Source organism: Actinomyces bowdenii (genome assembly GCF_017592395.1).
GTDB lineage: Bacteria > Actinomycetota > Actinomycetes > Actinomycetales > Actinomycetaceae > Actinomyces > Actinomyces bowdenii.
Genome location: NZ_JAGFOU010000018.1, coordinates 43,827 through 57,899 on the forward strand (window position 1 = coordinate 43,827; position 14,073 = coordinate 57,899).

Consider the following 14,073-nt stretch of genomic DNA (forward strand, 5'->3'; position numbering starts at 1 on the left):
TGGGCGCTGTGGTTACAGTCGTGTGATCAGTGCTGGTCAATGCCGACCGTGCTGGTGGTTCCCGGTTTCTTCTGCTTTGTGGTGATGGTGGTCGATGATGAGCACGTGTGGGGTGTGTGGGCGTGGGCGCTCCGGGTGGGGGCGGCTGGTGATGTGCGTGGTGCTGGTGGTGGCCCCCGCCCTGGGCGGGTGCGGTGGCGGGGGAGGCGGTGCGGCGGCCTCGGCGGGGCCGGCAGTGGGCGCGTCCCCCGTGGCGACGGCCAGCCCTGGAAGCTCGGCGGGTGCGCCGGAGCCGGGGGCTGTGGGATCCGGGACGGGGGAGTCGGAGGCGCCGGGTGCCGGCGTGGGTGCTGATCCGAGCGGTGGGCCGGTGGCGGAGCTGCCGGCGGAGCAGGAGGCCAGTCGTCGGGCCGCCTTGGCGACGGCGCTGCCTGAGAGGCCTGCGGGCATGGATGAGAACTCCCCGGCGGGTGCGATCGCGACGGCGGAGTACTTCGTCCAGCTCTACCCGTATGTGTACGCCACGGGGGATCTGGAGCAGTGGCGGGCGATGAGCCGCGAGGACTGCGTCTTCTGCACCTCGGTCATCGACAATGTCACCGAGTTGCACAGCAAGGGCGGGTGGCGTGATCCGTGGGTGCATACCGTGACCAACACCCAGTACGTCGAGCCCGGCCCCGGCAGTGACTACTCCCGTATCGATGTGGTTTTCAATAGGGATGCGACCTACACCTACGATGGGAGTGGGAACGCTCCCGATGTTGCTGATGCCAATGGTGGGGTTGTTCTCATGCTCGCGATGAAATATGAAAATGGGCGATGGGTTATCAGGGAAGGCGAGCCGGCGTGAGACTCAGGAGGATCGCCATTCTTGCCTGTGCGATATTGGTTATCTCATCAGGTGGATCTCCTTTCGCTATGGCATCACCAACTGATGATCCCATTTTTTCTGCAGAGGGAGGTGGGAACACCGTTGGCGTGACTCAAACGCGGACTACTGAGATTACACAGGGCGGGTCGGAGGGTGCTGGGGTTCCGGGCCCGGGGGATCTGGGCGGGGGAGGCGGTGGTCCGTCTGCTTCTGGGGCGGAGGGTGGTCTTGGAGTGCCATTGGGGGATGTGTGCATGGCCTTGGTTAGTGGCCAGTGCGTGATCCTGCCTGCGGGGGGTGCTTTGGGGTATAACCTCGGGATTCCTGGCGGTGGTCCGGGTCCTGGTCCGGGTGGTGGGGCTGGGCCTGGAGGCGGGGGCGGGACGGTGGTGCTGACGTCCTCGGATGCGCAGCGGGTAGTGGCGCAGGGGTCGGGGATCGTGCGTCAGCCCGCGGGGGACCGGGCACTGGTGTCCAAGGTGGTCATCGTGCACACCTCGGATGCCGACCAGGTGGTCGATACAGTGGTGGGCGGCTCGTCGGTGCGGGTGGTGGCCACGCCGGTGTCCTACACCTGGTCCTGGGGCGATGGGACCTCGTTGACGACCACCGACGCCGGGGCGCCGTGGCCGGATCATACGGTGTTCCACAAGTACTCCTCCACGGCGCAGGGGGTCAGGATCACCCTGACCACGACGTGGCGGGCCACCTACTCGGTCGATGGCGGCCCGGTACGGTCGGTGGCCGGGCTGCTGACGACCACGGATGCTGATGAGCCCTTCGACCTGGTGCGGTTGCAGACCTATCTGACCGATCAGGGCGAGGAGGCCCAAGGCCACTGACCCGCCCCCACCCCGCGCGTCGGGCCCGGCCCCGGCGGTCAGGTCGTCTCCGGCCTCCTGGTCGCGGGGCCCGCTGCGGGGCCGCCCGATCCGCCAGTGGTGGTCGGCCCGTTCTTCACTGAGCCCGTGCTCTGGCTGCCGTCCTTGGTGGTGGCGAAGCAGTAGTAGGAGTGGTTGCCGGCCTCCCAGGCAGTCGGGGAGGGGTACATGTAACTGGTGGAGAAGTCGCCGACCGTGCCTCCCATGTACTCGATCAGGGCCGCGGTGCAGGCCGTGTCGATCTCCGAGGCCAGGGCGGTCTCGTCGTAGGCGCTCATCGAGGACTGCCCGATGGAGATCACCTCACGATCGTGCGGCGTCTCGCAGTTGACCACGGAGACCTCGCTGACGCTCTCCCCCTCGGCCGCCGAGCTGTTCTCCAGCGTGCAGTCGCCCACCGACAGGTCGGAGATCCGCGTCGGCCTGGGCGTCTCGGAGGGGGAGGCACTCGGCTCGCCCGGGGTCGGGGAGGCCGAGGCGCTCGGCCCGCCGCCGGGGGCCGGGGAGGAGTCCTGGGAGGCGCCCGAGGAGGCCGAGGCGCTGGGATCGTCGATCGGCTCGATGGCGATGGGCTCATAGTTGCGGCACGCCGTCAGGCCGGCGGCCAGCGCCAGGAGTGCGGGGATGGTGACGAAGGTGCGGGAGCGCATGAGTCGGAGTCTGCCGGAAGTCACGGTTCGATACCAGCGCATCGGCTGCTGGCGAGGGGGCCGCTCCGGGCCCGTGTCCGGCAGGCGGACGGGGCGGTCTGCGGTGGTCGGGCGGGAGGCCCCTGGGGAGGGCTCCCCATCGGCGGCGCCGCCCAGCACGGGGAGGGGTTTCCAACCGGGGGGATCGCCTGGGCATAATGGGGCCAGTTCCCGGCGGAGGTTGGTCGCTCGCCTCACCCGGGTCGCCGGTCCTCGAACGGGGGCCGCGCTCAACCGTCCCCCCGGAGAGGACAGCACACCACATGAGCAACCCCTACTTCAGCCGCAGCTCCGCCTTCCAGCCCGGAGGCGGCGTGCGCGAGTCCGTCCCCGCGTACACCCCCAATGGGTACCCCGCCATGCCCGGCTACCAGCCCGGCGGCTACGGCGCGCAGGCCTACGGCCAGCCCGGCTACGGCCAGGCTCCCCAGGGCTACGGCCAGGCTCCCCAGGGCTACGGCCAGGTCACCCCCGAGCAGCTCGCGGGTCTGGAGGCCCAGTACCGGGCGCCGTCGGCCAGCAGCGTGGACATGCGCCGCATGACCTACGACGACGTCATCATCCGCACCGCGGGCCTGTTCGGCATCATCGTCCTCGCCGGCGCCATCGCCTGGAACCTCGTGACCTCCCCGGCCACCATGGGCCTGGGCTACATGGCGACCTTCGTGGGCGCCATCGCCGGCCTGGTCCTGGGCCTGGTCAACTCCTTCAAGTCCAAGCCCTCACCGGCCCTCATCATGCTCTATGCCGCCTTCGAGGGGCTCTTCCTCGGTGGCTTCTCGGGGGTCATGGAGTACAGCTACCCGGGCATCGTCATGCAGGCGGTGCTGGCCACGGCGGCGACCTTCACCGTCATGCTGTGCGCCTACAAGTTCGCGGGCTTCCGCGTCCAGGGCCGCTTCCTGCGCATCGTCCTGGTGGCGGTGGCAGGGTACGCCCTGTTCTCCCTGATCAACCTCGGGCTCATGCTCACCGGTGTGACCAGCGGGCAGTGGGGCCTGCGCAGCATCGAGATCATGGGCATCCCCCTGGGGGTCGTCCTGGGGCTGGTGGCCGTCGTCCTGGCCGCCTTCTGCCTGGCCATCGACTTCGAGTCCATCCAGCGCGGCGTGGAGAACCGCCTGCCCCAGCGCTACGCCTGGGCCGGCGCCTTCGGCCTGGTGGTGACCATCGTGTGGATGTACCTGGAGTTCCTCCGCCTGCTGTCCTACTTCCGGGACTGAGCCGGGCCTCTGGGCCCGGCCCCGCACCGACCCGGCGCTCCCCGGGCGGCCCTCGCTCATCGCACCGGGCCAGACGGTTCCCCCGTCTGGCCCGGTGCGATGTTCCGGGTCAGGCTCGGCTGAGGTCCCGTGCGCGGCGCTCCCAGCGCCGCGGGAGAGGGCGGGGCGGTTCGCGGCGAGCCGAGGGCCGGGTCCCGGGCAGTGTGCGGGCCTGGCGTAGGCTCGCGGGCATGATCAACACCAATATGCCCACCGTTGAGGGAGCCGCGGGCTCCAAGCCCACCCTGACCTTCCCCGGGCCCGAGGCCCCCGAGGGCCTCCAGGTCCAGGTCCTCGACGCCGGGGACGGGCAGGTCGTCGAGGCCGGCGACACCATCGTGGCCCACTACCTGGGCCAGTCCTGGAACGGCAGCGTCTTCGACAACTCCTACGACCGCGGCCAGCCGCTGAACTTCCAGGTGGGGGTCGGCATGGTCATCCGCGGCTGGGACGACGCCCTGGTGGGCCAGCGCGTGGGCTCGCGCCTCCTGCTGTCCATCCCCTCCGAGCTGGGCTACGGCGACCGCGGCGTGCCGCAGGCCGGCATCAAGGGCGGGGACACCCTCGTCTTCGTCACCGAGATCCTCGGCGTCATGTGACCACCTGAGCATCGCTCCCGGCCGGACCCGGTACCGGGCAAATGGCCGGCGCGCCTGTGCCGCCCCCTGCTGTTGGCAGTGCCCCGCAGCCGGGGGCGGTGCTGCGTGCGCGGCCATCACGCCCCCTGGTCGGGTGGGGCCGGGTGCCGAGCAGCTGAGGTTCGACGTCGTTTGTCGGAATGGGCGGAACTTCGCGGAATGCGTGACTCAGAGAAGTATCGTGCATTCCGCGAAGTGCCGCCCTTGTCGCGAAGTGTCGGCCAACTGCCCGCCGACGCCGGCCGCGCCCCACCGCCGTCGGCCTGGCGCGGATCCGCCCGGGCGAACCGGTGGCTCCATCCCGGCCCAGGAGTGCCGGCGCCACTGCGGGAGGTGTCCTTGGTCCCACGAGGTGGTCGCCTGGAAGAGACCTGACGTCGTGACAGTTACCCTGAGCGCAGACCCGCGCCCTTCGTCAAGGAGACCCCATGCCGCAGTACCGCAGCGCCACCTCCACCTCCGGCCGCAACATGGCCGGGGCCCGTGCCCTGTGGCGCGCCACCGGTGTCAAGGACTCCGATTTCGGCAAGCCCATCATCGCCATCGCGAACTCCTTCACCCAGTTCGTCCCCGGCCACGTCGGCCTGCGCGACGTCGGGCGCCTGGTGGCCGAGCAGATCGAGTCCGCCGGGGGCATCGCCAAGGAGTTCAACACCATCGCCGTGGACGACGGCATCGCCATGGGCCATGACGGCATGCTCTACTCCCTGCCCAGCCGCGACCTCATCGCCGACTCCGTGGAGTATATGGCCAGCGCCCACTGCGCCGACGCCCTGGTGTGCATCTCCAACTGCGACAAGATCACCCCCGGCATGCTCATGGCGGCCATGCGCCTGAACATCCCGGCGATCTTCGTCTCCGGGGGGCCCATGGAGTCGGGCAAGATGACGGCCGCCGATGGCACCACCCGCAAGCTCGACCTCATCGACGCCATGATGGACGCCGCCGACCCCACGGTCTCCGATGAGACCATCAGCGCCATCGAGCGCCTGGCCTGCCCCACCTGCGGCTCCTGCTCGGGGATGTTCACCGCCAACTCCATGAACTGCCTGACCGAGGCCCTGGGGATGGCCCTGCCCATGAACGGCACCATCCTGGCCACCCATGCCGACCGCGGCGAGCTGTTCCAGCGCGTGGGCCGCCAGATCGTGGAGATCACCAAGGCCTACTACGAGGGGGAGGACGACTCGGTCCTGCCGCGATCCATCGCCACCAAGGCCGCCTTCGAGAACGCCATGAGCCTGGACATCGCCATGGGCGGCTCGACCAACACCGTGCTGCACCTGCTGGCCGCCGCCCAGGAGGCCGGGGTGGACTTCACCATGGCCGACATCGACCGCCTCTCGCGCCAGGTCCCCCAGCTGTGCAAGGTGGCGCCCTCGACCAACCTGTTCCACATCGAGGACGTCCACCGCGCCGGCGGCATCATGGGCATCCTGGCCGAGCTGGATCGCGGTGGCCTGCTGGAGACCTCCACCACCAATGTCCTGTGCTCCACCCTGGCCCAGGCCCTGGCCGACCACGACATCATGCGCCCCGGCCCCGACGGCGTCCCCGGCTCGGGGCTCAGCCAGGAGGTGCGCACCGGCTACCTGGCCGCCCCCGGCGGGGTGCGCACCACGGAGATGTTCTCCCAGGCCTCCCGCTGGGAGGCGCTGGACACCGACCGCGAGGCGGGATGCATCCGCGACGTCGAGCACGCCTACTCCGCCGACGGCGGCCTGGCCGTCCTGTTCGGCAACATCGCCGAGAAGGGCTGCATCGTCAAGACCGCGGGGGTGGATGACTCCATCCTCACCTTCTCGGGGCCCGCGGTGGTCTTCGAGTCCCAGGACGACGCCGTCGCCGGGATCCTGGGCGGGAGGGTCAGGGCCGGCGACGTCGTCGTCATCAGCCATGAGGGGCCGCGCGGGGGGCCGGGCATGCAGGAGATGCTCTACCCGACGACGTACATCAAGTCCATGCACCTGGGCAAGGAGTGCGCCCTGCTGACCGACGGGCGGTTCTCGGGCGGGACCTCGGGGCTGAGCATCGGGCACGTCTCCCCCGAGGCCGCGGCCGGGGGGCTCATCGGGTTGGTGCGCAGCGGGGACATCATCGATATCGACATCCCGGCGCGCTCGATCTCGGTGCGCCTGGATGAGGAGGAGATCGCCCGGCGCCGCGCCGAGGAGGAGGCCCGCGGGGATGCGGCCTGGACCCCGCACGTGGAGCGGCCCCGCAAGGTCTCGGCGGCCCTGCGCGCCTACGCCATGCTGGCCACGAGCGCCGACCTGGGGGCGGTGCGCGACCTGTCCCGGCTCGGCGTCCCCCGCCCTTGACCCCCTCCTTTCGACAATTTGCATGAGATCGTACCTTTCCGGCGCTGGAAAAGGCCGATCTCATGCAAATTGTCGAAAAGAGGGGCGGGTGTGCGTGGTCCTTCTCAGCGGGGTGCGCCTTTGATGATGAGCCAGCCCCGGCCCAGGGGGCGCTCCAGGAGGAGTGTCGCGTCATCGTTGGTCCCTGCGGACCATGGGTTGCTGATCGTGCTGACGTCCACATCCTCCAGGTTGAGCCCGTTCTGGGTCGCTGCCGAATGCTTGTCAATGTTATTTCCGTTGTAGATGGTGTTGTTGGTGACGTAGGTGCGGATGGCTGGGTCGGTGGCGGTGAAGGCGATGATGTAGCCCCAGCCTCCGGGGAATCCCTCGGCGAAGTTGGTGGCCGGGCTGACTGAGGCGACGTCGGCGCCTTCGGGCAGCTCATGGCCCTGGCCGATGGCGAGGATCTGGTCGAGATGCTCCATGTCCGCGGGGTAGGGCGCCCCTTCCTGATGAGTGCTGACGGTGGTGGTCTCCTGGATGATGTGAGTTGGTCCGGCCTCGCTGGGGGCGCGGGTGCCGCATCCTGTTGCGCACAGTGCGATGCACAGGGTGAGCGCTGTTCTTGAGGTTCTGGTTTGGCTGGATGATGGGTTTGGTGCTCTGAGTAACATTTCCAAGGGGGTTGGTGCGCGCTGGCTGCGTGGTGGCTTGCCTGTCTGCTGTGAGGCTGGTTCCTCAGCGGGGTGCGCCTTTGATGATGAGCCAGCCCCGGCCCAGGGGGCGCTCCAGGAGGAGGGTCGCGTCATCGTTGGTCCCTGCGGACCATGGGTTGCTGATCGTGCTGACGTCCACATCCTCCAGGTCGAGCCCGTCCGGGGGAGCCGTTGAGTACTTTTCGAGAATGCTGCCGTCGTGGATGGTGTTGTTGGTGACGTAGGTGCGGATGGCTGGGTCGGTGGCGGTGAAGGCGATGATGTAGCCCCAGCCTCCGGGGAATCCCTCGGCGAAGTTGGTGGCCGGGCTGACTGAGGCGACCTCGGCGCCTTCGGGCAGCTCATGGCCCTGGCCGATGGCGAGGATCTGGTCGAGATGCTCCATGTCCGCGGGGTAGGGCGCCCCTTCCTGATGAGTGCTGGCCATGCTCGCTCCTTGGGTTGAACGAGGTCTTCCCGAGGAATCGGGTGCCTCTGATTGCAGAACACTGCATCCTGACGCTCCTGTGATGCAGAAGGCGGCGAGTGCGATGATGACGGTTCGGTGGAGAGGTGGGCAGTGCATGCTGGATAGTTTCAGGGTCCTCATGGCCCGCTCACCACTGATGATTCGCCGATGAGATCGTACTCCTGGGCGAGTCCGGATTTATGTAGTTCTTGCAGTTCCTTGTCCGTGATGGTGAGATCCCCGATCTTCGTTGCCTTCTTTGCGTCCCAGTTGTAGCGGTCCGCCACATGGATGCGGTAGTTGTACTTGTATGTCCATTCCGGGTTGCCCTCGGTCGGGGGGTATACCGTCACGGTGCCCTCGGTGGCACGCTGATAGCCGCCTGTGGCGTAGAACCAGTTGGGGTGCTCTTTCTGGTCTGCATATTCTGATTTCCAGGCGGTGCTGAAGGTGTAGGTCACCGGTCCTGATGCGCCGGAGGAGATAGCGTCATTCTTCGCTTGGTTAGCTAAATCCTTGACGTCCCTCTGTGTGTTGTCATCTAATTCGGGCATGTCCTTCATCATGCGGTTGACATTGATCTGCTGGGGTTCTCCGGTGTTCTCGAGGTAGTGCAGAAGGTTCCTCGATGCGTCGGGCCATACGAGCCCGAACAGGCCTGCCGCGGTTGTCGCCGCTTCGTGCACCGCGTAGTCCTTGGCTGTGGGTGGGCGCTGGGCGTATTTCCCTGATCCTTCGTCCTTGGAGTCGCCCTGGTACTGCCAGGGGGTGACCCCGGGCATGTCCGCGTGCTCACCGGGGATCGGGGGCTTGTGAAGCCCCGTGTTGCCCCCCTGCGTGGTGGTGCTCTTGTCCTCCTGCTCCTCTCCTTGGCGTGAGCGGCCGTACCGGGAGCGGTTCGGAGAATCTCGTGGTGGACCGGGGTTGTCGGGGCTTGGCGGGATTGGAGTAGGCCCCGGCTTGGGGTCGGGGGTCGCTAACGCATTGAGGCTGCTGGCGAAGGCCTGGTCAACATGATTGGCGTGCGTGAGGGTGGCGGTGACCATCGCCTCGAGCTCGGCAGCCTGCGCCTGGGCCTCTGCGGTCTTGGAGGCGGAATCCGAGGCATCTGGCATGCCGCCGCCGGCCTCCAGGTGGGTGGACACGGAGCCGTCGGCGTGAAGGGAGAGCAAAGGATGCGCTGCGGCGTAGTCCTGGCAGGCGAGCACTCTCCTGCGCACGGCAGTCACACCATCGCAGGCCTCGGATGTGGCCCGCATGAGAGAAGCCACCTGCGTCAGCAGGGCGCCATGGGAGGTGTCGCAGCGCCCGAGGGCGCTGCGCGCGGCGTCCACGCTCATAGCCTCAGAGGCCACCCCGACGCGCGCATTCTGCGCCTGCTCGCGCAGACTGGTCAGGGACGCGATCGCGCTGCTCAAGGAATCCGACGCCCCTGCCAACGGCTCGGGCTGCCATCCGCACACATCCGCCCACGTGACCATCGTCAGTCCAGACCCTTCCTGCTGGCCCACTGCGCCGCACTGGCGGCTGCCTCCTTGCTGAGGACGGAGGCGCTACCAGCCACTGCCTCATCGCTGCCCTGATGGGACGCCGTCATGCCCCGGGTGCCATGGCCCACAGCCCCGTACTGGGCGCCGAGCGCCGCCCTGCAGTGATTGATCGCAGCGGCCGCGGCTGCCACCCTCCCCGCGCTCGTCGATCCCGGCATGGCCGCCTCCGCACCATCAAGCGCTGCAGCAATATCGAGGCCGTCCAGGCCGTCGCGCACCGCGTCCACCGAGGTCGACAACGCTATGAGGTCACTCCACTGAAGATGGATATTCACCGCCCAGCCTCCGATGCTCATCGGGGATGGTGCTGCTCGACAATGCCGGAATCCGGCAGTTCCGCTGCCACCGCCCATCCGATCCGTGAGAACAGTGCTTAATCTAACCGATACCATCTGGCACTGTCCACGGATCGCACGTACCTCCTCACATCGGGCCGGCCCGCGCGTGCGCGAGGCGCGGTTTCGGGGCGCCAGGGCTGCGGCAGTGCTCGACGCCGCCCCGCGGCGCGCGGTTAGGCTGTCGGCCGTGAACGAGCTCGACACCCCCGGCACCACCTGGGATCCGACCCGCTACCTGCGCGAGATCCTGCGCGCCCCCGTCTACGAGGCCGCCGAGCACACCCCCCTGCAGCCCATGGAGGCCCTCTCGGCCCGGCTGGGCTGCACCGTCCAGGTCAAGCGCGAGGACCTCCAGGCCGTCCACTCCTTCAAGATCCGCGGCGCCTACACCGCCATGCGCTCCCTGAGCGAGGCCGAGCGCGCCCGCGGCGTGGTCACCGCCTCGGCCGGCAACCACGCCCAGGGAGTGGCCCGCTCCGCGGCCCTGCTGGGGATGCGCGCCCTCATCGTCATGCCCACCGTCACCCCCCAGATCAAGGTCGACGCCGTCGCCGCCCTGGGAGGAGAGGTCCTCCTGCACGGCGAGAACTTCGACGCCGCCAAGGCCCGGGCCCTTCACTTGGCCGAGGCCGAGGGCCTGAGCTACATCCCGCCCTTCGACGACCCCCGCGTCATCGCGGGCCAGGGCACCATCGGCCTGGAGATGATCCAGCAGGACGCCGAGCTCGACCGGGTCTTCCTGCCCGTGGGCGGCGGCGGCCTGGCCTCCGGCGTCGCCGTCCTCATCAAGCAGCTCATGCCCCACATCAGGATCATCGGGGTGGAGCACGAGGACTCCGCCTGCCTGAGGGCCGCCCTGGATGCGGGCGAGCCCACCACCCTGGAGCGCGTGGGGCTCTTCGCCGAGGGCGTGGCCGTGCGCCGCATCGGGGAGGAGACCTTCCGCCTGTGCCGCGCCCTGCTCGACGACGTCATCACCGTCTCCTCCGATGAGACCTCCGCGGCGGTGCGCGACCTGTTCGAGGACCTGCGCGCCATCTCGGAGCCCTCGGGGGCCATCGCCCTGGCCGGGCTCAAGCGCTACGCCGTCGAGCACGGCCTGGCCGGTGAGCGCCTGGGATGCGTGCTGTCGGGCGCCAACCTCAACTTCCACCAGCTGCGCTACATCTCCGAGCGCAGCGAGCTGGGCGAGCAGCGCGAGGCCATCCTCGGGGTGACCATCCCCGAGCGGCAGGGCGCCTTCCTGCGCTTCGCCTCCGTCCTGGGCGGGCGGGCCGTCACCGAGTTCAACTACCGGCTCTCGGCCAGCCGCGCCCAGGACGACCCCGCGCGCATCTTCGTGGGCGTGCGCATCACGCGGGGGCGCCAGGAGCGCGCCGAGATCGTCGCCGACCTGGAGGCCGAGGGCTACGGCGTCATCGACCTCACCGAGGACGAGCTGGCCAAGGTCCACGTGCGCTCCATGATCGGGGGCAGGGCCGCCGTCGGGGTGCCCGAGCGGCTCTTCTCCTTCCTCTTCCCCGAGTCCCCCGGCGCCCTGGCGCGCTTCCTGGAGATCCTGGGCACCCAGTGGAACATCACCCTCTTCCACTACCGCACCGACGGCGCCGACTACGGGCGCATCCTGTGCGCCTTCGCCGCCGATGCCGACGACGCCGAGCTCACCCGCTACATGGACCGCCTCGGCTACGCCTACCAGGAGGAGACCGCCGACCCCGCGGCCCGCTTCTTCCTGGCGCGCTGAGCGGCGGGGCGCCCCGGTCCCCGGCGGGGCCGGCAGCGCGGGGCGGCCATCAGCCCAGCCTCAGGATTGTGACAGGTTTCATTGGTGAGGGTGTTGGACCCTGGGGCCGACTATCCCTAGGGTAGTTCACGAATAAAGTACTGCGCGCTCGACCGAGCCCCTCCGCATGTGCTTTCCTGTCGTCTCATCAAGGAGAACACCATGACCCGTATCGCCGTCGTCCTCGGCTCCGTGCGCCCCAACCGCGTTGGCGGCTCCGTTGCCCAGTGGGTCGTCGACCAGGCCAACGCCACCGAGGGTGTCCAGGCCGAGCTCGTCGACATCGCGGCCTTCAACCTCCCGGTCTTCGCCGAGGAGATGCCCCCCATGATGGCGGCCCCCAAGGACCCCGCGGCCGTCGCCTTCAACGAGGCCCTGAGCTCCTACGACGCCTACATCTTCGTCACCCCGGAGTACAACCGCTCCATCCCCGGTGCGCTGAAGAACGCCATCGACTTCGTCGTCCCCTCCGTCATGGCCAACAAGGCCGTCGGCCTGGTGGCCTACTCCTACTCCAACGGCTTCCGCCCGCTGGAGCACCTGCGCGACGTGCTGGTCAACTTCACCACCGGTGTCGTCACCCCCCAGGTCAACGTCTCCCTGGCCACCGACTTCTCCAACGGCGCCTTCTCCCCCGCGGAGTACCACAACGTCGCCGCTGTGGTCGAGGCCGTGGTGGCCCAGGACAAGGCCCTGTCCACCCTGCGCTGAGCGCCGACCGGACATCCTGGGCGCCCCCGGCCACTCCCGGCCGGGGGCGCCTGTGCGCGTGCGGGCCCGCGGCTCACAGGGCCAGGTGGGCGGCCACGACCAGCATGATGAGCCCGACGATGACGTCGAGCACGCGCCACGTCGCGGGCCGCGACAGGGGGCGGGACAGGGCCCGCGCCCCCAGCCCCAGGCCGATGAACCACACCGCGGAGGCCGCGATCGCCCCCGCGGCCGCCACCCAGCGCTCCTGGCCGAACTGGTTGGTGACCGAGCCCAGCATGACCACCGTGTCCAGGTAGACATGCGGGTTGAGCCAGGTCAGGGCCAGCGTCGTCGCCGCCACCGAGGAGGCGGGCCGCTCCTCCTGGGCCTTCAGTGCTGCGGGCCGGAGCGCGGAGCGGAAGGAGGACAGGGCGAATCCCGTCAGGTAGACCACCCCGCCCCAGCGCAGGACCTCCAGCACCCAGGGCGCCAGGGATGAGACCACCCCGATCGCGCCGGTCCCCAGAGCGATGAGCGCGACGTCGGAGATGGTGCAGATGGCGATGACCAGGCCGATGTGCTCGCGGCGCACCCCCTGGCGCAGGATCCAGGCGTTCTGGGCGCCAATGGCGACGATCAATCCAAGGCTGGTGCCGAATCCAGTGAGCGCGGGAGTCAGAAGATCCATGGCCCCCACGCTAGGAGCCGGCGCGGGTGAAGCAAAGCGCGATAATCTGAATGCTGTGAAGCAGGCCTTCATGCATCCCGATCAGATGGCCGCCCTCCTGGCCGTGGCCGACACCGGCTCCTTCGAGCGGGCCGCCAGCGCCCTGGCGGTCTCCACCTCCGCGGTCTCCCAGCGCATCCGCGCCCTGGAATCATCCCTGGGCCGGGTCCTCATCCAGCGCGGGAGCCCCTCGCGGGTGACAGCCCAGGGGGCGACGGTCCTGCGCTACGCCCGCCAGCAGCAGCTCCTGGCGGGGGAGATGAGCGCCGAGCTGGGCCTGGGCGCGGCGGCGGGCGCTGCGCAGGACCGGGGCTGCCATGCCGATGGCCCCTGCCCGGCACCGGAGCCGGTGGAGATCGCGGTGGCCGTCAATCTCGACTCCCTGGCGACATGGTTCCCCACGCTCTTCCCCGAGATCGCCCACTGGCCGGACCTGCGCCTGCGACTGGTGGCCGACAACGAGGGCCGCACCGCCGAGCTGCTGCGCGAGGGCTCGGTGATGGCCGCCATCTCGGCGGCCCGAGACCCGGTGGCCGGCTGCAGCAGCCAGCCCCTGGGGCGCATGCGCTATCTGCCCGTCGCCTCACCCGCCCTCCTGTCCAGCGCAGGCCTGAGCGCCCCGGGCGCAGGGCCCCACGAGCGCCTCCAGGACGGCGCACTGGACAGGGTCGCCCGCCTGCCGGTGCTGCGCTTCGATGGCACTGACGACCTGCAGGACCTCGTCCTGAGCGCCGCCGGGCTGCCATCAGGGCTGCCGGGGCCGCAGGTCCCCGGCAATGAGGCCTACGCGCGGGCCCTGGAGGCGGGCATGGGCTGGGGGCTGCTCCCGCGGCCCCTGCTCGACCGGCACCCCGGCCTGCTGCCGGTGCCGGGGCTGGTGCCGCTCGATCGTGAGCTCACCTGGTACCGGTGGCGCCTGCGCTCGGCCCTGCTGGATCGACTCACCAGCGCGGTCCACCGCGCCTTCGCCGCCCACCGGGAGAGGGGCGAGGCCTGAGCCGCCGGCGCGCGCCGCCCGGCAAGAGCCCGCTGGGGCCCGCGCCCCCGGCCGTTGCACATCTTCGCCGGCCCTCACCCCGCCCGAGGGCGACTTCTCCGCAGGATCCCGTCGGCGCTCGAGGTGAAGATGTGCAACACCCTCCGCGCTGCACATCTTCGGGCCGATCCCGCCCGG

Annotated in this window: 14 protein-coding genes; 8 read left to right on the forward strand and 6 right to left on the reverse strand. The window is 69.4% G+C overall.

What is annotated here, in order from left to right; translation table 11 throughout:
- Positions 1 to 151 precede the first annotated feature (151 nt).
- Both J5X07_RS13295 and J5X07_RS08920 read left to right on the forward strand, forming a co-directional pair.
- On the forward strand, positions 152 to 850 hold the full coding sequence (locus tag J5X07_RS13295) for a DUF6318 family protein (protein WP_279596161.1): 699 nt from the start codon (positions 152 to 154) through the stop codon (positions 848 to 850).
- 461 nt (positions 851 to 1,311) lie between these two features.
- Positions 1,312 to 1,713 (forward strand): hypothetical protein, encoded by a 402-nt coding sequence (locus tag J5X07_RS08920; RefSeq protein ID WP_341769442.1) that lies wholly within the window; start codon positions 1,312 to 1,314, stop codon positions 1,711 to 1,713.
- A 38-nt stretch (positions 1,714 to 1,751) separates the two neighbouring features.
- Here the strand turns inward: J5X07_RS08920 and J5X07_RS08925 are convergent, their stop codons facing one another.
- Positions 1,752 to 2,402, reverse strand: a complete 651-nt coding sequence (locus J5X07_RS08925) for a septum formation family protein (protein ID WP_185732022.1) — start codon at positions 2,400 to 2,402, stop codon at positions 1,752 to 1,754.
- Positions 2,403 to 2,704: 302 nt separating this feature from the next.
- On the opposite strand from J5X07_RS08925, the gene J5X07_RS08930 reads away from it, so the two are divergent.
- The 3 genes from J5X07_RS08930 (at position 2,705) to ilvD (ending at position 6,662) form a co-directional block, all read left to right on the forward strand.
- Positions 2,705 to 3,664, forward strand: coding sequence for a Bax inhibitor-1/YccA family protein (locus tag J5X07_RS08930; protein ID WP_208479542.1), 960 nt, complete (start codon positions 2,705 to 2,707; stop codon positions 3,662 to 3,664).
- Between the two features lie 230 nt (positions 3,665 to 3,894).
- Positions 3,895 to 4,302, forward strand: coding sequence for an FKBP-type peptidyl-prolyl cis-trans isomerase (locus tag J5X07_RS08935; protein ID WP_124933689.1), 408 nt, complete (start codon positions 3,895 to 3,897; stop codon positions 4,300 to 4,302).
- Between the two features lie 467 nt (positions 4,303 to 4,769).
- Positions 4,770 to 6,662: a dihydroxy-acid dehydratase gene (ilvD, locus tag J5X07_RS08940; protein ID WP_208479543.1), complete on the forward strand. Its 1,893-nt coding sequence runs from the start codon at positions 4,770 to 4,772 to the stop codon at positions 6,660 to 6,662.
- A 104-nt stretch (positions 6,663 to 6,766) separates the two neighbouring features.
- Here the strand turns inward: ilvD and J5X07_RS08945 are convergent, their stop codons facing one another.
- The 4 genes from J5X07_RS08945 to J5X07_RS08960 form a co-directional block, all read right to left on the reverse strand.
- Positions 6,767 to 7,129 carry a hypothetical protein gene (locus J5X07_RS08945; RefSeq protein ID WP_208479544.1) on the reverse strand — a complete coding sequence of 121 codons (363 nt, stop codon included), beginning with the start codon at positions 7,127 to 7,129 and terminating at the stop codon, positions 6,767 to 6,769.
- Between the two features lie 253 nt (positions 7,130 to 7,382).
- Positions 7,383 to 7,787 carry a hypothetical protein gene (locus J5X07_RS08950; protein WP_243896646.1) on the reverse strand — a complete coding sequence of 135 codons (405 nt, stop codon included), beginning with the start codon at positions 7,785 to 7,787 and terminating at the stop codon, positions 7,383 to 7,385.
- Positions 7,788 to 7,945: 158 nt separating this feature from the next.
- Positions 7,946 to 9,226 carry a hypothetical protein gene (locus J5X07_RS08955; protein WP_243896647.1) on the reverse strand — a complete coding sequence of 427 codons (1,281 nt, stop codon included), beginning with the start codon at positions 9,224 to 9,226 and terminating at the stop codon, positions 7,946 to 7,948.
- A gap of 65 nt (positions 9,227 to 9,291) precedes the next feature.
- Positions 9,292 to 9,654, reverse strand: coding sequence for a hypothetical protein (locus J5X07_RS08960; RefSeq protein ID WP_208479545.1), 363 nt, complete (start codon positions 9,652 to 9,654; stop codon positions 9,292 to 9,294).
- Positions 9,655 to 9,883: 229 nt separating this feature from the next.
- Between J5X07_RS08960 and ilvA the strand changes: the two genes are divergently transcribed.
- Together ilvA and J5X07_RS08970 are read left to right on the forward strand one after the other, a co-directional pair.
- Positions 9,884 to 11,440 carry a threonine ammonia-lyase, biosynthetic gene (ilvA, locus tag J5X07_RS08965; protein ID WP_124934231.1) on the forward strand — a complete coding sequence of 519 codons (1,557 nt, stop codon included), beginning with the start codon at positions 9,884 to 9,886 and terminating at the stop codon, positions 11,438 to 11,440.
- Positions 11,441 to 11,641: 201 nt separating this feature from the next.
- Positions 11,642 to 12,190 (forward strand): NADPH-dependent FMN reductase, encoded by a 549-nt coding sequence (locus tag J5X07_RS08970; RefSeq protein WP_124934232.1) that lies wholly within the window; start codon positions 11,642 to 11,644, stop codon positions 12,188 to 12,190.
- Between the two features lie 73 nt (positions 12,191 to 12,263).
- Here the strand turns inward: J5X07_RS08970 and J5X07_RS08975 are convergent, their stop codons facing one another.
- On the reverse strand, positions 12,264 to 12,860 hold the full coding sequence (locus J5X07_RS08975) for a LysE/ArgO family amino acid transporter (RefSeq protein ID WP_243896648.1): 597 nt from the start codon (positions 12,858 to 12,860) through the stop codon (positions 12,264 to 12,266).
- A 70-nt stretch (positions 12,861 to 12,930) separates the two neighbouring features.
- Between J5X07_RS08975 and J5X07_RS08980 the strand changes: the two genes are divergently transcribed.
- The gene (locus J5X07_RS08980) at positions 12,931 to 13,896 is read left to right on the forward strand and encodes an ArgP/LysG family DNA-binding transcriptional regulator (RefSeq protein ID WP_208479547.1); all 966 of its coding nucleotides are present in this window, start codon (positions 12,931 to 12,933) and stop codon (positions 13,894 to 13,896) included.
- Positions 13,897 to 14,073: the final 177 nt, after the last annotated feature.